Origin of the sequence: Zoogloea sp., from assembly GCF_044344315.1 — a bacterium.
Classification (GTDB): Bacteria; Pseudomonadota; Gammaproteobacteria; order Burkholderiales; family Rhodocyclaceae; genus Zoogloea.
Map to the genome: position 1 here is coordinate 21019 of NZ_JBIJDC010000021.1, position 21502 is coordinate 42520.

Here is a 21502-nt window from a genome sequence, read left to right on the forward strand (position 1 = left end):
CTACCTGGCCCCGGAAGGCGCGCTGCACGATGGCGACGCGGTGGGTGGTCTGGGCACAGCCATCGAGGCCTGCATCGCCAGCCACGAACTGCGGGTGGTCCTCGACCTGGGCAAGGTCACCCTGCTGTCCAGCCAGGCCCTGGCCCAGCTCCTCGCCTGCAGCGCCCGTCTGGCCGGGCTGGGCGGCTGGCTGCGCCTCAACGCCCCCAATGCCCTGATCGGCGACATCCTGCTGGCCACCGGTCTCGACCGCCGCCTGGAAGTCTTCGACAGCGGCATCCCCGGCTCCAGCCATGCCGCAGCGGCACCTTCCGCCAACGGCCGGCGGCTCGGCGACATCCTGATCGAACGGGGGCTGACCACCCCCGAGCAGCTCGCCGAAGCCGCCCGCCTGCAGCGCCAGCTCGGCCTGCGCATCGGGCGCATCCTCATCGAGAAGGGCTGGGTACCCGAGCACGAGCTGCTGCAGGCGCTGTCCACCCAGCTCGACGTGCCCTACCTGCCCATGCGCCCGGGCCTCTTCGACCCCAGCATCGCCGAAGCCCTGCCCCAGGACATGGCCCGCCGCCTGGGCGTGCTGCCCATGTTCCGGGTCGGCAACGAGCTCACCCTGGCCACCACCGACCCCCAGTCGATGCCGGTGGCCGACGAAATCGAGCGGGCCAGCGGCTGTCGCCTGCGCTGGGTGCTGGCCGCCGCCGACGCCATCCAGAAATCGCTCTTCGAGGCCTACTCCGGCTCTGCCTACGACCCCGACCTGATCGACGGCAAGGCCATGGACCTGGAGTTGATCGACAACGGCAGCCAGGGGGGCGACGCCAACACCATTGACGAGCTGGCCGCAGGCAGCCCGGTGATCAACCTGGTCAACTCCATCATCCAGCGCGCCATCCACGACAACGCCAGCGACATCCACCTGGAACTCTTCCGCGCCAAGGCCCGCGTGCGCTTCCGCATCGACGGAGTGCTCTACGAGGTCATGAACCCGCGGCCGGATCTGTTTCCGGCCCTCATCTCGCGCCTCAAGGTGATGGCCAACCTGGACATCGCCGAACGCCGCTTGCCCCAGGACGGACGCATTCAGGTCTCCACCCAGGGGCGCACCGTGGACCTGCGTTTTTCCTCCCTGCCCGGCATCTACGGCGAAAAGGTGGTACTGCGGGTGCTCGACAAGGGCAGCACCGTCCTCGACCTGCACCGCCTGGGCCTGGCTGAAGGCAACCTCGGCCGCTTCCGGCGCCTGCTGTCGCGCAGCCACGGCCTGCTGCTGGTCACCGGCCCCACCGGCAGCGGCAAGACCACCACCCTCTACGGCGCCATCGACCACCTGCGCAGCATCGAGAAGAACATCGTCACCATCGAAGACCCGGTGGAGTACCAGCTCGACATCATCAACCCGAACCAGGTAAACGAAGCCGTCGGCCTGACTTTCCCGCGCATCCTGCGCCACGTGCTGCGCCAGGATCCGGACATCATCATGGTGGGCGAGATCCGCGACCGCCAGACCGCCGAGATCGCGGTGCAGGCCGCCCTCACCGGCCACCTGGTGCTGTCCACCCTGCACACCAACGACGCCATCGGCGCCGTCGCCCGCCTGGTGGACATGGGCGTCGAGCCCTACCTGCTGTCCTCAGCCCTGATCGGCGTGATGGCCCAGCGCCTGGTGCGCCGCATCTGCCCCGAATGCCGCAGCACCTACATCGCGCCGCCCGAGCTGGTGGAGCGCTTCGAATGGCAGAGCCGTGGTCAGGTCATGCTGGCCCGCGGGCGCGGCTGCCGCAACTGCTACGACAGCGGTTACAAAGGCCGCGTCGCCATCCACGAACTCATCGACATCGACCGCCCCCTGCAAAGCCTCATCGTCGCCGACGCCAGCTACGAAAACCTGCGCGAGCACGTGCGCCGCGGCCCCTGGCCCGGGCTCTTCGACGATGGGCTGGAGCGGGTGCTGGGCGGCCACACTACCCTGGAGGAGATCTCCCGGGTGGTACTGCAGGACCAGGGAGGCTGAACATGGCCATCGAACTCGGCTCCGCCGCCAGCCCCGCCACACCCGGAGCCCCAGCGGCACACAGCGCCTTCAGCCTGCTGCCCCAGCGTGTCGGGGTGGCCGACCGCATCGCCTTCACCGAACAGCTGGCCCTGCTCCTCGAAGCCAGCGTGCCTCTGCACACCGCTATCCACGAGCTGCAGCGCCAGGCGCGCAAGCCGGCGGTGCGCCAGGTGCTCGGCGAGCTGCATGCCGACATCCTCGACGGCAAGCCCCTATCCCGAGCCCTGGCACGCCAACCGGCCATGTTCCCCGCCACCTACACCCACCTGGTGGCGGCAGCCGAGGAAGGTGGCTTCCTGCCCCAGATCCTCGAACAGCTCAAGGATCTCGACGAGAAGGCCCAGAACCTGCGCGTCGCCCTGGTGTCCGCCCTCACCTACCCGGCCGTGCTGCTGAGCCTCTCCCTCGTCGTGGTGTGCTTCATCCTGCTGTGGGTGTTTCCACGCTTTGCCGACCTCTTCGACTCCATCCACGACCGCCTGCCCTTCACCACCCTGATCCTGATGGCCCTCAGCGACTTCCTGCGCCAGTACGGCAGCCTGGTGCTGGCCGGCCTGGCCGCGGCGCTGCTGGCCGGCAAGCGCCTGTTCGCCAGCCCTGCCCCCCGCGCCGCCCTGGAGCGCGGCATGATGGCCCTGCCCGGCATCGGCCCGACCCTGATGGGCATCCACATGGTGCGGGTGTTCCGCATCCTGGCCCTGTCCCTGAAGCACGGCGTGCCCCTGCTCAAGGCCCTGACGGCAGCAGAAGAGGTCGCCTCCACCGCCGCCCTGCGCGTGGCCATGCAGCGCATGCGGGTCAGCGTCGAGGAGGGCCGCGGCCTTTCCGCCGCCCTCACCGAACTCGACTTCATTCCCCCCCTGGCCCAGGAGATGCTCGCCACCGGCGAACGCACCGGGCATCTGGCCAAGGTGCTGGAGCGCCTTTCGGAGCACTACCAGCGCAAGCTCGAACATCGCCTGTCCACCCTGGCCAAGATCGTCGAGCCGGCCATGCTGCTGCTGATGGGGGCTCTCGTGGCGATGATCGTCAGCGCCCTGATCCTGCCGATTTTCAAGCTCTCTGCAGCGGTGCATTAGCGATAAATATGCCCTTCGGGATCACCGGATTTAACAATTAGACTCTCAACTTTCGGGCCTTACCGTCGTAACAGGTAAACGTACCCCTGTTAGTCCACGGAACGCCTCTTTCAGCCCAGTCACTCACCGGAGTCAGTAATGATGATTCGCCGCCCCCGCCTCCACGCCGGTTTTACCCTAGTGGAATTGCTGATCGTCGTAGTGATCCTTGGCGTCCTCGCCGCCATCGCGATTCCCCAGTTCTCGGCTTCTACCGACGACAGCAAGGTCGCCGCCCTGGACGCCAGCCTCAACAACCTGCGTACGGCCATCGAGCTGTACTACCAGCAACACGGCCACTACCCCAGCGCCGTGACCGGCGGCGGTTCCTATGCGGCCGATACCGGAGCCACCTTCACCGCCCAGCTCGCCAACTACACCAGCGCCGCTGGCGTGGTCAGCACCACGAAAACGGTTGTCTATAAATACGGCCCCTACCTCAAAAAGGCCACCCTGCCGGCCGAGCCGATCAACAACGTCTCCACCGTCGAGATCGTCACCGCCGGCACCCTCGGCATGACTGCCACTGGCTCCACCGGTGGCTGGAAGTTCGACAACAAGACCGGCCAGCTGATCACCAACATTACCGCCTACGAAACCCGCTAAGCCTGCGGCCGTGGCCCGGCCCCCGAAACGCGCAGAACAGCCCGGATCGCCCCGCCCCCGCGACATCCCGCTCCGCCATCGCGGACTCACCCTGATCGAACTGCTGTTCGTCGTCGCCTTCCTGGCCCTGCTGGCCGCCACAACCCTCCCGGTGCTGCTCGGCACCAGCCATCCGACCCAGGCCCGGCAAGGAGCCGAACGCATTGCCGCAGCCCTCCGCTTCGCCCGCGATGAGAGCCTGCGCACAGCCCTGCCCCACGGCCTTGCCTTCAGTGCCGGCACCGACGCAGACAGCCTGAAGGTTTTCATGCTCGACACCAGCACCATTCCCCCCACTCCCCTTTACACCGTGCTTCACCCCTTGTCCCGCCAGCCGTATGCGGAGACCCTGGGCGCCGGCAGCCCCTTCCCCGCGGCGCGGGTCGGCGCAACGCCTGTCATTACCGCATCGGGCACCACGGGCCAGCTCCACTTCAGCGCAGACGGCGCCCCGGCCATCCTCCAGGGCAGCAGCCCGTTGCGCCTGAGCGGCGCCAGCGTGCGCATCCGCGTCAACGCCGGGGAGCACAGCCAGAGCGTGCTGATCGCAACCGAAACCGGCCGGGTGACCCTGGAATGAAGGCCACCAGCCAACGCGGTTTCGGCTATGTGGAAACCCTGGTCGCCGTGGTGCTGCTGGCGGTGGTGCTGATGCCAGCGCTGGACGCACTCAGCAATGCCACCCGCAACGCGCCGGTGGCGGCACAGGACGACACCCTGTGGATGAGCGTCGCCAACAAGCTCAATGAAGTCAGCGGCAGCCGTTTCGACGAGCTCGACGCCGCTGCCACCACCGCAGGCGGAGCGAGCAACGCCAGCACCCTGTCCGACCCGGTGAACACCAGCCCCCGGGTGCTCGTGTACCTGAGCCGCTACGACGGCGACAACGCCGACGGTGACAACGACGGCTTCACCGGCACCGACGCCGACCTGATCTGGATCCGCGCCGCCATTGCCGATACCCCGGTGAGCCTGCACACCCTGGTCACCCGATGACGCGCCACCAGCGGGGCGTGGCCCTGGCCGAACTCCTCGTCGCCGCCGCCATCGCGGCCCTCCTCATGGCCACCCTGGCCGGAGTGCTCGACGGGGTGCGCCAGACCGACACCCAACTGGCAGGGCGCGCCTTGCTGCAACGGGACGCCCGCCTGGCCCTGGCCCGCATGGCGAACATGGTCGAGGGGTCCCGGCGCCTGCTGGTGCCCCTGGAAACCACCAGCGCGACTGGCGGTGTACTCGCCGTGGCCCTACCCCCCGGCCTCGACCGCAACGGCGATGGTTTTGCCGATGCCGACAACGACCACAATGGCATCCCTGACGACGACCTGCCCGCCGACGCCACCCGCGACGGTGCCGCTGGCATCAAGGGCATCGACGATGATGGCGACGGCAGCATTGACGATGGCGGCAGCACCGACAACGACGAGAATGGCAGCCTTGGCGACGCCCCGGTCTTCCCGAAGAGCGGCGCCGACTGGATCGATCCGGTGGTGTACCGGGTGAACAACGGGCAGCTGCTTGAGCGCCTGCCCAACCTCAACCCCGGCAGCGGCGCCGACTACACCGAGCGCCCCATTGCCGACAAGGTGGTGAGCCTGGAGATCACCCGCATCGCCACCGGCAACCGGCGCACCCGTGAAGTCCTGGTCCGGCTGACCCTGGGTGACCCGGCCGGCGAGACCGCCACCTGGACCCGGCGCCTGCGGCTGGGGGTGCGATGAACACGCGCCGCCAAGGCCTTGCCGGCTTCCTGCTGCTCCCCGTCAGCCTGCTGCTGGCGGTCATCGGAGCGGTGAGCTACATGCTGGTCCAGGACATGGGCAGTGCCGCCCGCCCCACCGGCCGCGAAACCGAACGCGCCCGCCTGGTGGCCGAAGCCGGCCTCGCCCACGCCACCTGGAAGCTCAACCAGGTGAGCGGCTGCAGCGGCTACAGCGCCGTGGCCAGCACCCCGCTCGGCAGCAACGGCGACCATTACCAGGTTGCCCTCAGCGCCACCAGCGGCTCGCCGCTCACCCTCACCGCCACCGCCACCCTGGGCAGCGGGCTGGCCGGCTCCCGGGCCAGCATCAAGCGGCAGGTGTACAAGACCTCGGGCAATACCCTCACCTACACCCTGAGCACCGACAGCCACGGCAGCGACACCTTTCTCAGTGCGGACAACCCGGACAAGAACTACGGCGGCAAGGACATCTTCATGCTCAAGCAGGGCATCGCCTACCCCCTGCTCCAGTTCGACCTGTCCCTGCTGCCGGTCGGCAGCCGCATCGTCGACGCCAAGCTACTGCTCTACCGCAAGGACGCGGGCAGCCTGTCCCTCAGCGCCCGCAGCGTGGACGCCCACCGGGTACTGGAGCCCTGGGTGGCCGGCAGCAAGGATGGCGCCACTGCAGCCGACGGCGCCACCTGGCTGACCCGCGACGGCAGCATGGCCTGGAAGTCGACCGCCGGCACCGTGGACAGCGCCAGCGCCCTGGACAGCACCCACATCCACTTCTATCTGTGGGGCACCCAGTGGATGGAATGGAACCTCACCAGCCTGGTACAGGGCTGGGTGGACGGGCGCTACCCCAACTACGGCGTGATGCTGCGCCCCACCAGCAACTTCAGCACCGAGGAGTACGCCTCCGCCGAAGGCGACGGCGCCCAGGTACCGAAGCTGGTGGTCAAGTACGTGGCCCCCTGCGGCGCCACCAACCCGCCCCAGGACGGCATCGGCGGACGGGTGGCCTGGTGGAAGTTCAACGAGAGCACTGGCGCCACCGCGGCCGATGCCGTGGGCGGCCATCCGGGCAGCGTCAGCGGCGGCACCTGGGCCCCCACCGGCGGCGTCTCCGGCGGCGCACTGGCCTTCAACTCGGCAGGCAAGGTCAGCGTGGCCCACGCGGACGACCTCTCCCAGACCGGCGACTTCAGCCTCGGCGCCTGGGTGAACCTGGGCGACCGCAACGGCAAACGCCCCATCCTCTACAAGGGCAACGCCGCCAACGAGGCCAACTACGCCATGGGCGTGCGTGACGGCGATTTCTACTTTGAATACTTCGCCAACAACGCCTGGCGCACCTACACCACCACCGGCCTCAACCTGCGGGTCGGCACCTACTATCACCTGAGCGCCACCTACAAATCCAGCACCCGCCAGATCAAGCTCTACGTAGACGGGATTCCTGCCGGCACCTTCACGGCAAGCTTCGGCAACACCCCCAGAAGCAACACCAAACCATTGCTGATCGGCACCACCCCGTACAACGAGAGCTTCCTCGGCCGCCTCGACGACGTCCAGATCGTCGCCAGCAACCTCGATACCGCCGGGGTGGCCGCCCTTATGGGCGGCAGCGTGCGCATACCCGCCGCCGACACCCAGGTCTCCGGTGATCTGTTGTCACGCAACCTCAACTACGGTGGCGCTACGCAGATGCAGGTCAAGTACCCGCCCGACACGCGCGCGCTGGTGCGCTTCGACCTGTCGGCCATCCCCGTCGGCACCCCCATCAAGCGCGCCGTGCTGTCCTTCCATGTGCAGGACTACCTGATCCTCAGCCTGGGCCTCAAGGCCTACGCCTACCCCCTCACCGAGTCCTGGCTCGAAGGCACCCAGAACGGCGCCACATCCGCCCTCGGCGCTACCTGGCTCAAGCGCCAGATCGGGCCGGACCTCGCCTGGGCCAATGCCGGCGGCACCTACAACAACGTGTCGGCTGGCGTCCTGTCGGTGCCCCTCGGCGCGTCCCCCCAGCGCTACTGGGAAATGGACATCACCTCCACCGTACAGGAGTGGGTGGATGGCGTGCGCCCCAACAACGGCCTCAGCCTGATGCTGAACCTCAGCCTGGACAGTGCCAACCTGTCCACCCGGGAAAGTCCGCGCCTCGAACCCCGCCTGCTCATCAGCACCCAATAGGCATCCCTCACCCCTCAAGAAGCCGCCCCGTCCGCCGATAAGCCTGCCATGGAGCACAACGCCCTCTGGAACACCCTGCGCGCGCGCCTGTCAGGCTGGAAACCGGCCCTGCCGGCCATTGGCACCGCCACGTCGATCGGCTTCGATCTGGCCAGCGAAAGGCTCAACCTGGCCCAGGTCGTCCCCCACGGCAAGGCCTGGCGCTGGCGCGCCGCCGCCGCCATCGACTACCCCCACGGGCGCACCGAACTGCTCAATGACCCGGCCGCCTTCCGCACGCTGGTGCAAACCGCCCTGCGCCGTCACGGCTTCCGTGGCCGCCACGTGGTCAGCGTCCTGCCGCCGGAGGATCTGCAGGTCATCTCCATCGACTACGCCACCCCCAACGGCCAGGACGATACCGCCACCCTGCTGCGTACCCTGCGGGAGCGCTTCAAGGGCGGCCTTGACGACGCCGTAGTGGACATCCTGCCTATCCGCCGCCCACCGGAGAGCAACCTGCGCTCCGCCGTGGTCGCCGTAGCCCGGCGGGAAAGGGTTCTGGCTCATCTGGACCTGCTCACCTCGGCTGGCCTGGAGCCCCAGGCAGTGGACATCGGCCCGGCGGCCCTGGCCCGGCTGGCCCGTGCTGTGGTCACTGGCGACCCCAAGGCCAACTTGCTGCTGATCAACTTCGGCCTGGAGAACACCTATCTATCGCTGCTGTGGGGGCGTCGCCTGATGTTTGACCGTAGCCTGGCTTTCGGTGAGAAGCGCCTTGCCGCCACCCTCTCGCGCAACCTCGATCTGCCGCCCGAACGCACCCTTGAACTGCTGCGTCGGCACGGCCTGCGCAGCAGCGGGGACGAGATCGGCGAGACCATCACCGAGCTGCTCCAGCCGGATTTCCAGCAACTGGCCCATGAGGTGAATCGGGTATTGATCTACTTTGCCTCCCAGACCCACGGCGGCGCCGTGGACAGCATCTACCTGGCCGGCAGCATTGCCCGCCATCCAGGCGCCGCCGAACACATCGGCCGGATGCTGAGCATGCCGGTGCGCATCCTCAACCCGTGGATGCTGCCCGGCAGTAATCCGGACGACGTCATCGACCCCCCAGCCGGCATGGCCGTGGCCGCCGGCCTGGCCCTGCGAGACCTGGCCTGCCGTGCCGGAAATTGACCTCATCCCCGCCTCCTGGCGGGCCCAGCGACAGGCCCGGCGCAACCTGCAGCGGGGTAGCCTGGTGATAGTCGCACTGGCGCTGGGCATCGGGGCGGCACGCATCGGGCTGGAACTGTCCGCCCGCAACGAAAAGGCTGCCGTGCAGCACATCCAGGCAGCACGCCGTGACGGCGACCGGGAGGCCGCACGCCTGACAGCCCTCCTCGCCCACCACAGCGAGCTCCAGCACCAGCAGGCCCTGATCGACACCTTGCGCGGCCGCGCGCTCGTCAGCGATGTCCTGCAGCCCCTCGACCGGGCCCTCGACGAGAGTATCTGGTTCGATGAACTGCAGTTCTCCAACCCCACCGTACTGCCCCAGGCGGGCTCGCCCGCCCCCGCCACCGAGCGCAGTCTCGGAATTCGCGGCAAGGCCACCGACGCCGCCGCCGTCGGCCGGCTCGTGGACGCACTGGCACTGCGCGGCCCCTGCCTCAAGCCGGCCCTGGTGCCCGGCGACACCCGGCGCTACACCCGCTTCGAACTCGTCGAGTTCGCTGTAAGTTGCCCCCTGCGCCCCAGTCGGGCGGGAGACAGTTGATGCAGCGCCTCCTGCAACTCGACCCGCGCGTGCTGCGCCTGATCCTGGTTGCCGTGCCGGCGATGGTCCTGCTGGTCGGCTGGGGCAAAGTGCTACGCCCGGCCTGGCAGGCCCACCAGGCCGCCGCTACGCTCCACGCCAGCACCCGCGAGGCCGTGGCCGACCTGCCCGCCCGGCGGGCGCAGGCCGACGCCCTCGCCGGCGAGATCACCAACCTGGAAAACCGCCTCGACGCGCCCGCCACCGCGCCAACGCGCCTGCCCATACTGCTTGAGAACCTGGCCACAGCCCAGGGCATCGAGCTGCAGCCGGTCTTCCCCGGGCGCAATGCCGAGTTCGAAGGCCTCGTCGAAACCCGCTACGAGATCGAGGCCAGCGGCACCTACCCGCGCCTTGCCGCCTGGCTTGCCGAGGTTGAGACGCGCATCACCAACGCCAGCATCATCGAAGCCCACTTCACCCGCCAGGCCCACAGCGAAGCGGTTCTCCTGCGCCTGCGCCTGGCGGTGTATCGCCGGCCGGCACAACCCGCCGGAGAGCAGCCATGAAACGCACCCTGCCACCTACGCTGCTGCCCGCACTGCTGGCCCTGCTTGCCGCCCTGCCGGCGACGGCTGGCGACACCCCGCCCGCCCTGCTCCACCATGACCCCTTCCGGCGGCCGGCCCCCCCCCTTTCTCCCCGGACAACCGACCCGGCCACCCCGGCGCCTGCCGTCTGGCAACCCACCCTGCGCGGCGTGCTGCTGGCCGGAGCCGGCTCGCTGGCCAACGTGGACGGGCAGATGGTGGGCATCGGCGACCACATAGAAGGCCATCGCCTGGTGTCGGTCAGCGACCGCCAGGCCATTTTCGAAAAGGACGGTCGCCGCATCGTGCTCGACATGCGCCGCCCCCTGGAGACCCGACCGTGATCCGCTCCCGCCTTGCCGCCGCCCTGCTGGCCCTTGCCGCCCTCGGCGCCAGCCCCTCGCCCGCAGCCGGAGCCGATCCCGCCGCCCCCCGCCGCATCACCATGAACCTGCGCGACGTGCCGGTGGGCGACGTTTTCGAGATGCTCGCCCGCAACGAAAAGGTAAACGTACTGGTTGGCAAGGGCGTCAGCGGCAGCGTATCGGTTAACCTCCACAACGTGACCACCGACGAAGCGGTGCGCACTGTGGCAGAGGCTGCGGGCTACGTGGCCGAGATGCGCGGCGACACCTTTCTGGTCCTCGAACGCAAGGACGCCGGCCTCGACGGCCTCTCCGGCAACACCCGGCTGCGCACGTTCAAGGTCCAGTACTCCGACGCCAAGACCGTGGCGGTGATCCTGACCAAGCACATCTCCCGCTACGGCAAGATCACCCCCCTGCCCGAGCGCAACCTGATCGTTGTTGAGGACCAGCCGGCCTTCCTGGAGCGCATCGAACAGCTCCTCGAACAGGTGGACGTGCCCCCCCGGCAGATCCTCATCGAAGCCAAGATCCTGGAGATCCGCCTCGACAACAACGAGAGCTTCGGCGTGGACTGGTCGAAGGTGATGGGAGGCGGCAACCGCAGCTTCACCATCGGCACCAAGGGCCTTGCCAACAAGACCGGTGACGGGCTGTTCTTCAGCATCGTCAGCGACAACCTCAACATGTACCTGAGCGCCCTCTCCAGCAAAGGCCGGGTGCACACCCTGTCCACACCCAAGCTGCTGGCCCTGGAGAACCAGCAAGCGGTCACCTCCATCGGCGACCAGACCGGCTACAAGGTCACCACCACCATCAATCAGGTCACCACCGAATCCATCCAGTTTCTGGAGTCCGGCGTCATCCTGCGGGTCACCCCGTCCATCGACGAGCGCGGCCGCATCCTCATGAAAATCCACCCGGAGGTGAGTACCGCCTCGGTGAACAACAACATCCCGTCCAAGAACAGCACCCAGGTCAATACCACCCTGATCGCAGAGGACGGCCAGTCCATCTTCATCGGCGGCCTGATCCGCAACAGCAACAACTTCAAGCGCGCCGGCATCCCGTTGCTGGGCGACATCCCGGTCATCGGCAACGCCTTCTCCCGCTGGGAAGATGGCGGAGCCAGCTCCGAGACGGTGGTGGTCATCACGCCGCGCATCATCCGCGACGCGGAGGCTGCCAGCGACAAGCCCAGCGCCCGCCTGCAGGAGGCGGAACCCCCGCTACTGCGCAGCGCCATGAAACTGGAGCACACCCTCGAGCACCTGCGCCCGCTGGACTAGACCAACCCCGACGCCGGGAACATCCGGATTTGCAGCCGACACCAGAGCGCCAGTACGCTAGGATGGCACTCCATTGCCGATTTTGACCACGCAGCCTGCCAGGGAAATACACGGAATGCCGGAGTCATCGCTTCGCCGGACCACCCTCAGAGGCCTGCTCTGCCTGCTGATTGCCGGCGAGACAGGCTTCGCAGCGCCATCCGCCCTCGCAGCGCCGGCCGAGCCACGCCGCCTGCATGTGGTCAGCGACGAGAACTTCCCGCCCTACCTGTTCCGCAATGCGGAGGGCCAGGCGGAGGGTTACCTGGTGGACCTGTGGCAACTGTGGGCCAACCGCAACCGGGTTCAGCTCACCCTCACCGCAACCAACTGGGCCGATGCCCAGAAGATGGTCGCCCGGGGCGACGCCGACGTGATCGACATGATCTACCGCACCCCGGCGCGGGAGCCCCTCTACGACTTCTCCGCCCCCTACGCCGACCTGCCGGTGGCCATCTACACCGACACTTCCATCGGCGGCATCAGCGGCGTCACCACCCTCAAGGGCTTTCAGATCGGCGTGCAGGACGGTGACGCGTGCATCGACCAGTTGCACGCAAACGGCATCACCACCCTGCAGAAATACCGCAACTACACCGACCTCATCGCCGCCGCCCAGCGCCAGGAGATCAAGGTTTTCTGCCTCGACGAGGGGCCGGCCAACTTCTACCTCTACAAGGCCAAGGCCCAGGGCGACTTCCGCAAGGCCTTCGATCTGTACAAGGGGCAGTTCCACCGGGCCGTGCGCAAGGGCAACCTGGACACGCTGCGCCTGGTCGAGGAGGGCATGAAAGCCATCACCCCCGACGAAGAAGCGGCCCTGCGCAAGAAGTGGTTCGGCGCGCCCCTGGATCTGGGCGAGTACCGGGCCTACGCCGGCTGGAGTCTGCTCGGACTGCTGTCTGTCGGAGGCCTGCTGCTGCTGTGGAACATGACCCTGCGCCGCCAGGTGAGTGCCAAGACCACCACCCTCAAGCAGACCCTGGTCGAACTCAAGGCCGCCCACGAGGCCGTCAAGGACGCCAAGGAAAGCCTCGCCGCCACCCTGCAGGCCATCCCCGACCTGCTCTTTGAATTCGATACCCATGGGCGTTATCTCGATGTCTTCGCCAGCCAGGAGACCTTGCTCGCCGCCTCAAAGGCCTCCCTGATCGGCAAGAACGTAGCCAGCGTGCTGCCCGCCGACGCCGCCCGGCAGGTGCTCGAAGCCATCGCCCAGGCGGTGGCGCAGGGGAGCGATTACGGGCGCGTCATCGAACTCCCGCTCGGCGGTCAGACGTACTGGTTCGAGCTGTCCGCCACGCGCAAGCACAGCACCTCCAACGAAGTCCGGGTACTGGTCCTGTCCCGGGACATTACCCAGCGCCGGGAAATCGAGCAGGCCTTGCTCCAGGCCCGCGACACGGCCCTGCTGGCCGAGCGTGACCGGCATTTCCGCGCCCTCTTCAACGCCGCCCCGGTGGCGGTGATGTACTCCCGGGCCAATCTGGTCGATTCGATCAACCAACGCTTCATTGACCTCTTCGGTTACCGGGAGGAAGACATCGCCAACCTGGACGAATGGTGGCTGCGGGCCTATCCCGAACCGGATTACCGCAAGTGGGTCATGGACACCTGGCAGGCTGCGGTGGAAGAGGCCATCAACACCGGAGGCAAGGTGCAGAGCCTTGAGTACCGGGTGACCTGCAAGGACGGCACCACACGGGACCTGCTCATCGGCGGCCAGATCTTCGGCGACGGCTTCATTGCCACCTTCACCGACATCCCCCCCCTGCGCGAAACCGAGGCCGCCCTGAAGGAAGCGAAGAACGCAGCCGATGCGGCCAACATCGCCAAGAGCGACTTTCTGGCCAACATGAGCCACGAGATCCGCACGCCGATGAACGCCATCCTCGGCTATGCCTTTACCCTCAAGCGCACGCCACTGCAGCCCGACCAGTTCGACCGCCTCGGCAAGATCGAGGACGCCGGCCGCCACCTGCTGGCGATCATCAACGACATCCTCGACATCTCCAAGATCGAGGCCGGCAAGCTCGTGCTGGAAAACACCAGCCTCCAGATCGGCACCATCATCGACTACGTCCACGCCCTCATCGCCGACAGTGCGGGAGCCAAGGGCCTGAATATCGAGGTGGATTACCAGAACATACCGGGCACCCTGCTGGGTGACCCGACCCGCCTGCGCCAGTCCCTGCTCAACCTCGCGAGCAATGCCGTCAAGTTCACTGAGGCAGGCTCCATCGCCCTGCGGGCCCGAGTCCTTGAACAGGCTGACAGCAGCCTGCTGATGCGTTTCGAAGTCCAGGATACGGGAGTGGGCATCGACCCCGCCAGCCAGCGCGATCTGTTCCAGCCCTTCAAGCAGGTGGACGCCTCTACCACCCGCCGCTACGGCGGCACAGGCCTGGGCCTGGCCATCACGCAGCGCCTGGCACGCCTGATGGGGGGCGAGGCTGGCGTGGACAGCACCCCCGGGGTGGGCAGCACCTTCTGGTTCTCTGCCCGCCTGGGCATTGGCACGCTATCGGACCCCAACCCGGCCGGCACGGGCTCCACGGCCGAGGACAGCATCCGCAGCCGGCACGCCGGTGCCCGGGTACTCCTGGTGGAGGATGACCCGGTGAACCAGGAGGTAGCGCTGGAACTGCTGGGGGATACGGGGCTCCAGGTGGACGTGGCCGCCAATAGCCGGCTGGCGGTGGACATGGCCGCCGACACCCATTACGCCCTTATCCTGATGGACATGCAGATGCCGGAGATGGGTGGCCTGGAAGCCACCGCCATCATCCGCAACCTGCCCCACCACCAGACCACGCCCATCATCGCCATGACGGCCAATGCCTTCGACGAAGACCGGCAGCGCTGCCTGCATGCCGGCATGAGCGACTTTGTGGCCAAGCCGGTGGACCCCGACCTGCTCTTCACCACCCTGGCCCGCTGGCTGCCGCCCCCGGGCTGAGTCCGCCAGCCTCAGCCGGCAAGGTCCTCCGGCGTATCCACGTCCCGCAGCACACCCGCGTCGGTGGTCTCGATCCGGACCATGGCCCGGGGATGCCCGGCCAGGATGTCCCGCGCGCCGGCGTCACCGGCCAGGGCCAGCAAGTCCTCGCGCCAGCCCGCCGCAAAGCCCACCGGATGACCGCGCCGGCCGTCAAGCCAGGGAGCGGCCAGGGACGCCCCCGCTTCGAGCACTCGGCTCACCTCACGCAGCGTCTCCGGCCGGATGAAGGGCATGTCGCCCAGGGCCACCAGCCAGCCAGCCGCGTTGGGGCTGGCGGCCACACCGGCGGCCAGGCTGCAGCCCATGCCGTCGCGGGCCTCGGCACAGGAGACGATGCGCAGCCCCTCCTCCGCCAGCAGCCCCGCCAAAACGGTCTGCTCAGGGCGCAGCACGGCGATGCTGACAGGGCACGCGGCCTTCAGCCGACGTGCGGCCAGCACCGCCATCGGCGTGCCCTCGTCCAGCGGATGGAGCAGCTTGTCACTGCCAAAACGCCGCCCCTGCCCGGCGGCCAGCAGCACGCCGACGATCGGCCCCATGCCTCAGCGCAGGCCGCAGCCGGCACTGGCCGGGCTGGCCGGCTCCTGACGGGCGACGCTCACGCCGTTCTTCACGGCGGTCATCTCGGCCAGGATGGAGACGGCGATCTCCGGCGGGGTGCGGCTGCCGATATGCAGCCCGACCGGGCCATGCAGGCGGCCGACCTCGTCCTCCGACAGGTCGAAGTACTCCAGCAGGCGCGCCTTGCGGGCGGTGTTGTTCACCCGCGACCCCAGGGCGCCCACATAGAAGGCCGGTGACTTGAGCGCTTCCAGCAAGGCCATGTCATCGAGCTTGGGGTCGTGGGTCAGGGCCACGATGGCGCTGTGGGGATCGGGCACCATGCCGATCACCACATCGTCGGGCATGCCGGCCACCAGCGGCGCACCGGGTACATCCCATTCAACGGAATACGCCTCCCGCGGGTCGCATACCGTCACCGCATAGTCCAGCGCCTGGGCCATGGTCGCCAGGTAGCGGGATATCTGCCCGGCGCCGATGATGAGCAGGCGCCAGTGGGGGCCATGGACGGTGGCCAGGCGCTGGCCGTCCCAATGCAGGGCCTCGCCCCGGCAGGCGTCGAAAATCCGCACCCGGCCATCGGCCAGATCGATTTCGCGACGCACCAACTGGCCGCCCTCAAGGCGCACCGCCAGGTCGGCCAGCAGGGCATGGTCCGGCGCCGGTTCGACCACCAGCTCCAGGGTGCCACCGCAGGGCAGGCCAAAGCGGTTGGCCTCCTCGCGGGTGACCCCGTAGGTGAGAACAAAGGGCTGGCTGCCGCCGATGCGGCCATCCAGCATGCGGGCGATCATGTCGTCCTCGATGCACCCACCCGACACCGAACCCTGCACCCGGCCATCGTCCCGCAGCGCCATCCAGGCCCCCGCAGGACGGGGCGCCGAGCCCCAGGTACGGGCCACGGTGACCAGCGCCACCCGGTGCCCTTCCGTCCGCCAGCGGCGCACCGCCGCCAGCACCTGCAGATCCTGGCTGTCCATCAGGCCTCCCGCCGGGCCGCCCCAAGGGAGGCCTGCGCCCCCTCGGGGGGCAGCGAACAGAGTGAGCGTGGGGGTCGTTCCATATCAGGCCTCCCGCCGGGCCGTCCCAAGGGAGACCTGCGCCCCCTCAGGGGGCAGCGAACAGAGTGAGTGGGGTTCGTTCTTCACTTCAGGCCTTCAGCGCATCGGTGCGGAAGGGCATCTGCGTGACCCACTTGCCGGTGGCCGCAGCAATGGCGTTGGCCACCGCCGGCGCCGTGGGGGGCACGCCGGGCTCGCCGATGCCGGTGGGCTTTTCGGCGGAGGCGACGATGTGCACCTCCACCTTCGGCATCTCATTGATGCGGATCGGAGCGTACTCACCAAAATTGCCCTGCTCCACCACACCGTCCTTGAGGGTGATCTCCCCGTGCAGGGCCGCCGACAGGGCGAAGCCCACCGAGCCTTCCACCTGGGCCCGGACGTTGTCCGGGTTGATGGCCATGCCGCAATCCACGGCAGCGACGATGCGGTCCACCTTGATGCTGCCATCCGCCGCCACCGTCACCTCGGCCACCTGGGCCACGAAGGAGTGGAAGGACTCATGCACGGCCACCCCGCGGCCGCGGCGCTCGCCTGGCTTGCCCTTGGCCAGGGGCGTGCCCCAGCCGGCCTTGTCCGCCGCCAGGCGCAGCACGGCGGAATGGCGCGGGTGCTTTTCGAGCAACTTGAGGCGCAGGGCCACCGGGTCCTGCCTGGCTTCCGCGGCCAGACGGTCGATGAAGGTCTCGGTGGAGTAGGCAGTGTGGGTCGAGCCCACCGAACGCCACCACAGCACCGGCACCGGGATGTCGGCCGGGGTGTGCAGTTCGACCTGCAGGTTGGGGATGGCATAGGGCAGGCTGGCGGCCCCCTCCACCGACAGGCCGTCCACGCCGTCCTTGATCATGAAGGCCTCGAAGGGCGAGCCCTTGGCGATGGACTGCCCCACCAGGCGGTGACGCCAGGCCCGGATGCTGCCGTCCGCATCCACGGTGGCTTCGAGGGTGTGGTGGAACATGGGCCGGTAGTAGCCGGCCTTGGTGTCGTCCTCGCGCATCCACACCAGCTTGACCGGTGCCCGGGTGCCCGTGGTCTTGACGATGGACGCCGCTTCGCGGATGTAGTCCACCTGGGTACTGGCCCGCCGGCCGAAGCTGCCACCGGCATACAGCATGTGGATAGTCACCTTGTCAGCAGGCAGTTCGAACATGGCGGCCAGGGTGCCCTGGTCGACGGTCTGGAACTGTTCGCCGTTCCACACCTCAAGGCCGTCCGCCGTGCGCTGGATGACGCAGTTCATCGGCTCCATGGCGGCATGGGCCAGGTAGGGGAAGTCGTAGCTGGCCTTGATGGTGCGGGTGCCGGCTGCGGCCAGCACGGCAGGGGCGTCACCGTCCTTGCGGGCGACCAGGCCGGGGTTCTGGGCCAGGGCATGGTAGAGGGTCTGCATCTCGCCAGTGCCGAGCTTGAAGGCAGCGCTGTCGTCCCATTCGACGCTCAGGGCATCGCGGCCCTTCTTGGCCGTCCAGGTGTCGGTGGCGAGCACCGCAACGCCGGTGGGAATCGCCACCACATCCACCACGCCCTTGATGGCCTTGGCCTTGCGTGCGTCGAAGGACTTGAGCTTGCCGCCGAATCGCGGCGAGTGGGCCACCACCGCCACCAGCATGCCAGGCAGGTGCACGTCCTGGGTGAATTGGGCACTGCCGTTGGTCTTGGCAAAGCTGTCCTTGCGCGGGGCGTGCTTGCCGATGAGGCGGAAGTCCTTCGGGTCCTTCAGGCTGACACTGGTCGGCACGGCTTCGGCCGCGGCGGCTTCGGCCAGCTCGCCGAAGGTGGCCTTGCGCTTGCTGGCGGCATGGCTGAGCACGCCATCGCGGACGGTAATCTCGGCGGCGGGCACGTTCCAGCGCTTGGCGGCGGCCGACACCAGCATGGCGCGGGCGGTGGCGCCGGTCTGGCGCAGCTGGTCCCAGGAGTTGGCCATGGCGGTGCTGCCGCCAGTGCCCTGCATGGGGCCGAAGGCCAGGTTGTTGAAGCGCTTGGCATCGGCCGGGGCGCCCTCGACCCTCACCTGGACCCAGGCGGCGTCGAGCTCTTCGGCGACGATGGTGGCGAGGCCGGTGTAGGTTCCCTGCCCCATCTCCAGGTGCTTGGAGAGCACCGTCACGCTGTTGTCGGCGCCGATACGCAGGAAGGGGGTTGGTTCAAAGGGCGTGGCGGCAGCCTGGGCCGCAGCGGCGCCGGCCTTGGCAGCAAAGGCCGGCAGGGACAGGCCGAGGGTGAGGCCGGCAGCACCTTGCAGGAAGCCGCGGCGGGAGAGGTTCTGGATGGGATTGTTCATGATCGTCGGCTCCTTACGCCAGCGCCTTGGCGGCTTCGTGGATGGCCGCACGGATGCGCACATAGGTGGCACAGCGGCACAGGTTGCCGGCCATGGCAGCGTCGATGTCGGCATCGGTGGGCTTCTTCTTGGTGCTGAGCAGATTCACGGCAGACATGATCTGGCCAGACTGGCAGTAGCCGCACTGCACCACATCGAGCTTGCGCCAGGCGTCCTGCACGGCCTTGCCGACACGGGTGGCGTCGATGGCTTCGATGGTGGTGATTTTTTTGCCCGCCACATCGGCAACCGGGGTGATGCAGGAGCGGGTCGGCTGGCCATTCACATGTACGGTACAGGCGCCGCACAGGCCGGCCCCACAGCCATACTTGGTGCCGGTAAGCAGGAGGGTGTCGCGCAGAGCCCACAGCAGGGGGGTGTCGGCTTCGACGTCCGCCTTGTGGGCCTTGCCGTTAACGGTGAGCTGGATCATGGTCAATCTCCGTGGGGTGACGCAGTGTTGTCTCATCGACCGGCATGGAAACTCCCGGTCTCTACCTGCGGAAATGTAGCCCACGGCGCGCCTTGCGGCATTGCAGAATCCTGTGAGATTCTTGCCTGATCATCCGGGATCGTGTCTCAGAAACGCAAACCATCCCCGGGCGCGCGATAATTCCGGACGCGTCGGAAACAGGAAGAAACCATGACCGAATCAGGCCTTTCCACCCGCAGCACCTCCTTCAGGCTCGAAGCGGCGAGCATCGCGCTGGCCGATCTCATTGAACGATATTGCACCAGCGACGGCCCCAACCCGACGCCGATCCCGGGCCTCAGCCTGTTCCGGGCATCCAGTACGAGTACGCCGATATGCGCCATCTACCGCTCGATCCTGGCGGTGGCGGCCCAGGGCAGCAAGCGCCTGAGCCTGGCCGACGAAACCTTCCAGTACGACAGCCGGCATTACCTGATCACGTCGGTGGATCTGCCGGTGATGGGGCAGATCACCGAAGCGTCACCGGAGCGCCCCTACCTGTGCGTGGTCTTCGACATGGATGCGCGCCGCATCGCCGAGCTGGCCGGCAGCATGCCGGTGGCCTCGCTGCCAGCGGCCAGCGGCCCCCTCGGCCTGGGGGTGAGCCCACTGACGCCCCTGGTGATGGATGCAGTGCTGCGCCTCGTCAGGCTGCTCGACACGCCCCACGACATCCCGGTGCTGGCCCCCCTGTATGAGCAGGAGTTGCTCTACCGCCTGCTCACCGGCGTACAGGGCGCCCGCCTGCGCAGCATCGCGGCGGCCGATGGACAGGGTCAGCGCACGGCGCGGGCCATCGACTGGATCAAGGGCAATTTCGACCAGCCCCTGTCCATCGACGCCCTCGCCGAGGCCGCCAACATGAGCAAGTCGTCCCTGCACCATCACTTCAAGGCGCTGACCGCCATGAGCCCGCTGCAGTACCAGAAACAGCTGCGCCTGCAGGAGGCGCGCAAGATCATGCTGACCGAAGCCGTGGATGCCGCCACGGTGGCGCGGCGGGTGGGCTACGAGAGCCCGTCCCAGTTCAGCCGGGAATACCGGCGCCTGTTCGGTGCCCCGCCGATGCGCGATGTGACGCGGATGCGCTAGTCAGGGTTCGAACGCCCCGTCGTCGTAAGCTTCCGAGTAAGTCTTCCAGTCTTGCCGGAGCTGGACCGCACACGCCTGCGCCGCGTCAAGCAGATCCTTGCGCCGGCTTTCCCGGGCATACCCGATCAGGGTGTCGGCGATGGCCGAGCCGTCGCGCCCGCTGCTGCGCAACTGGGCCGACGCAACGACGCTCCCCATGCTGGCCAGCACCCCTGCGACAGCCCCCTCACCCGAACGTGCCACCTCCAGGTTCACCCGATCCTCGCTGGGCTGAAGGCCCCGCAGCATGTAGGAGCGCTTGCGGAAGCGCAGGGGCTCGAGAAAGGCCATCGGCACTGCCTGCATGCGGCGCTGGATGGCCACCACCCGCTCGGCCTCGGCGCGCCAGACGGGCTGCGCTGTCGCCACCCGCGGCAGCACCGATGAGGGCAGGGCTTCCTTCAGATCGAGCAGTTCGTTACCCTCCGGCGAGCCCTTGCCGCGAACGAGGATTACGTAGCGGTCCACCCCCAGGCTGCCGTTGCCCGCAATCCGCCGGGCGACGTCGAGCACCTCGAAGAAATCCGGGTCGGCATGCTGGGTGGCAAACCCTGCGATCAGCGCACTGACCCGTTCCCGCTGGGATTCGGTGACAGGCAGAGCCTTGCCATTATCCAGGCGCAGGCACCGACGCTTGCCCTTGAGCGTGGTGCGCCCGTCAAGGAAAGCCGGCCGCAGGCGGCCGTTTAGCCCGGCCAGCAGGCTGCGAACCAGGCCGTCCGCGGTGTCCCTCTCGACCCAACTGGCGCGGCCGGAAACCAGGCTTGCCAGGTAGGCATCCAGAAAGGCACGGCCCATGGCGCGCGCCTCCTTCCTGCCCACGCCCAGGTCAGGCGCGGCCACCAGCACACTGCACAGGAAACGCACCAGATCCAGGCTGGCGGGCGCCAGCAGCGATTCGTCGAAGTCGTTCAAATCGAAATAGACCAGCCTGTTGTCGCCCTTGTAGCTACCGAAATTCTGCAGGTGCAGGTCACCGCAAGACCATACCGGCGGCGCCTCGTCGAACAGGGCATCGACGGGGAGGCTTCGGTAGAACAGGTGACAGGTGCCGCGCAGGAAGCCGAAGGGGCTGGCCCGCATGTTGCGGTACTTGAGGCCCAGGCGGTCCGGGTCGCGACCGGCATTGAAGGCGAGAATCTCCTGGACGACATCAATCATGAAACAGCCTCGTGGTTTCGATGGCGTCCATGCTACCCCTGCCACCATGCAAAAGGCCCCGCCGGAGCG

At 67.9% G+C, this 21502-nt stretch carries 19 protein-coding genes; 14 read left to right on the forward strand and 5 right to left on the reverse strand.

From position 1 onward, the window contains the following. Positions 1–40 precede the first annotated feature (40 nt). The 13 genes from ACIQ09_RS06755 (at position 41) to ACIQ09_RS06815 (ending at position 14682) form a co-directional block, all read left to right on the forward strand. Complete coding sequence (locus ACIQ09_RS06755) at positions 41–2011, forward strand: ATPase, T2SS/T4P/T4SS family (protein WP_398307503.1); 1971 nt, start codon at positions 41–43, stop codon at positions 2009–2011. 2 nt (positions 2012–2013) lie between these two features. Further along, positions 2014–3132 (forward strand): type II secretion system F family protein, encoded by a 1119-nt coding sequence (locus tag ACIQ09_RS06760; RefSeq protein ID WP_398307505.1) that lies wholly within the window; start codon positions 2014–2016, stop codon positions 3130–3132. A 138-nt stretch (positions 3133–3270) separates the two neighbouring features. After that, a complete protein-coding gene (locus tag ACIQ09_RS06765; protein WP_398307507.1) occupies positions 3271–3777 on the forward strand; it encodes a type IV pilin protein in 507 nt (168 codons plus the stop codon). 10 nt (positions 3778–3787) lie between these two features. Beyond that, complete coding sequence (locus ACIQ09_RS06770) at positions 3788–4396, forward strand: Tfp pilus assembly protein FimT/FimU (protein WP_398307509.1); 609 nt, start codon at positions 3788–3790, stop codon at positions 4394–4396. After that, on the forward strand, positions 4393–4812 hold the full coding sequence (locus ACIQ09_RS06775; RefSeq protein ID WP_398307511.1) for a hypothetical protein: 420 nt from the start codon (positions 4393–4395) through the stop codon (positions 4810–4812). The genes ACIQ09_RS06770 and ACIQ09_RS06775 overlap by 4 nt, the downstream gene beginning before the upstream one ends. Further along, positions 4809–5537, forward strand: a complete 729-nt coding sequence (locus tag ACIQ09_RS06780) for a prepilin-type N-terminal cleavage/methylation domain-containing protein (RefSeq protein WP_398307513.1) — start codon at positions 4809–4811, stop codon at positions 5535–5537. Before ACIQ09_RS06775 ends, ACIQ09_RS06780 begins: the two co-directional genes overlap by 4 nt. Beyond that, positions 5534–7717: a DNRLRE domain-containing protein gene (locus tag ACIQ09_RS06785; protein ID WP_398307515.1), complete on the forward strand. Its 2184-nt coding sequence runs from the start codon at positions 5534–5536 to the stop codon at positions 7715–7717. The genes ACIQ09_RS06780 and ACIQ09_RS06785 overlap by 4 nt, the downstream gene beginning before the upstream one ends. A 48-nt stretch (positions 7718–7765) precedes the next feature. Continuing rightward, positions 7766–8878, forward strand: coding sequence for a pilus assembly protein PilM (pilM, locus tag ACIQ09_RS06790; RefSeq protein WP_398307517.1), 1113 nt, complete (start codon positions 7766–7768; stop codon positions 8876–8878). After that, positions 8865–9461 carry a hypothetical protein gene (locus ACIQ09_RS06795; RefSeq protein WP_398307519.1) on the forward strand — a complete coding sequence of 199 codons (597 nt, stop codon included), beginning with the start codon at positions 8865–8867 and terminating at the stop codon, positions 9459–9461. Before pilM ends, ACIQ09_RS06795 begins: the two co-directional genes overlap by 14 nt. Continuing rightward, positions 9461–10009, forward strand: a complete 549-nt coding sequence (locus ACIQ09_RS06800; RefSeq protein ID WP_398307521.1) for a hypothetical protein — start codon at positions 9461–9463, stop codon at positions 10007–10009. Before ACIQ09_RS06795 ends, ACIQ09_RS06800 begins: the two co-directional genes overlap by 1 nt. Further along, a complete protein-coding gene (locus ACIQ09_RS06805) occupies positions 10006–10374 on the forward strand; it encodes a hypothetical protein (RefSeq protein WP_398307523.1) in 369 nt (122 codons plus the stop codon). Before ACIQ09_RS06800 ends, ACIQ09_RS06805 begins: the two co-directional genes overlap by 4 nt. Next, the gene (locus ACIQ09_RS06810; RefSeq protein WP_398307525.1) at positions 10371–11684 is read left to right on the forward strand and encodes a type II secretion system protein GspD; all 1314 of its coding nucleotides are present in this window, start codon (positions 10371–10373) and stop codon (positions 11682–11684) included. Before ACIQ09_RS06805 ends, ACIQ09_RS06810 begins: the two co-directional genes overlap by 4 nt. 115 nt (positions 11685–11799) lie before the next feature. Continuing rightward, positions 11800–14682, forward strand: a complete 2883-nt coding sequence (locus ACIQ09_RS06815; protein ID WP_398307527.1) for a response regulator — start codon at positions 11800–11802, stop codon at positions 14680–14682. Positions 14683–14693: 11 nt separating this feature from the next. Here ACIQ09_RS06815 and ACIQ09_RS06820 read toward each other — a convergent pair whose 3' ends face one another. The 4 genes from ACIQ09_RS06820 to ACIQ09_RS06835 all read right to left on the reverse strand — a co-directional run bounded on the left by ACIQ09_RS06820 (position 14694) and on the right by ACIQ09_RS06835 (position 19102). Further along, the gene (locus ACIQ09_RS06820) at positions 14694–15263 is read right to left on the reverse strand and encodes an NTP transferase domain-containing protein (RefSeq protein ID WP_398307529.1); all 570 of its coding nucleotides are present in this window, start codon (positions 15261–15263) and stop codon (positions 14694–14696) included. A 3-nt stretch (positions 15264–15266) separates the two neighbouring features. Beyond that, positions 15267–16265: an XdhC family protein gene (locus ACIQ09_RS06825; RefSeq protein ID WP_398307531.1), complete on the reverse strand. Its 999-nt coding sequence runs from the start codon at positions 16263–16265 to the stop codon at positions 15267–15269. A gap of 169 nt (positions 16266–16434) precedes the next feature. Next, positions 16435–18630 carry a molybdopterin cofactor-binding domain-containing protein gene (locus tag ACIQ09_RS06830; RefSeq protein ID WP_398307533.1) on the reverse strand — a complete coding sequence of 732 codons (2196 nt, stop codon included), beginning with the start codon at positions 18628–18630 and terminating at the stop codon, positions 16435–16437. Positions 18631–18643: 13 nt separating this feature from the next. Beyond that, positions 18644–19102, reverse strand: a complete 459-nt coding sequence (locus tag ACIQ09_RS06835; protein ID WP_398307535.1) for a (2Fe-2S)-binding protein — start codon at positions 19100–19102, stop codon at positions 18644–18646. A 210-nt stretch (positions 19103–19312) separates the two neighbouring features. Between ACIQ09_RS06835 and ACIQ09_RS06840 the strand changes: the two genes are divergently transcribed. Continuing rightward, positions 19313–20233, forward strand: a complete 921-nt coding sequence (locus ACIQ09_RS06840; RefSeq protein ID WP_398307537.1) for an AraC family transcriptional regulator N-terminal domain-containing protein — start codon at positions 19313–19315, stop codon at positions 20231–20233. Here the strand turns inward: ACIQ09_RS06840 and ACIQ09_RS06845 are convergent, their stop codons facing one another. Continuing rightward, a complete protein-coding gene (locus tag ACIQ09_RS06845) occupies positions 20234–21433 on the reverse strand; it encodes a DUF2252 domain-containing protein (protein ID WP_398307539.1) in 1200 nt (399 codons plus the stop codon). Positions 21434–21502 lie beyond the last annotated feature (69 nt).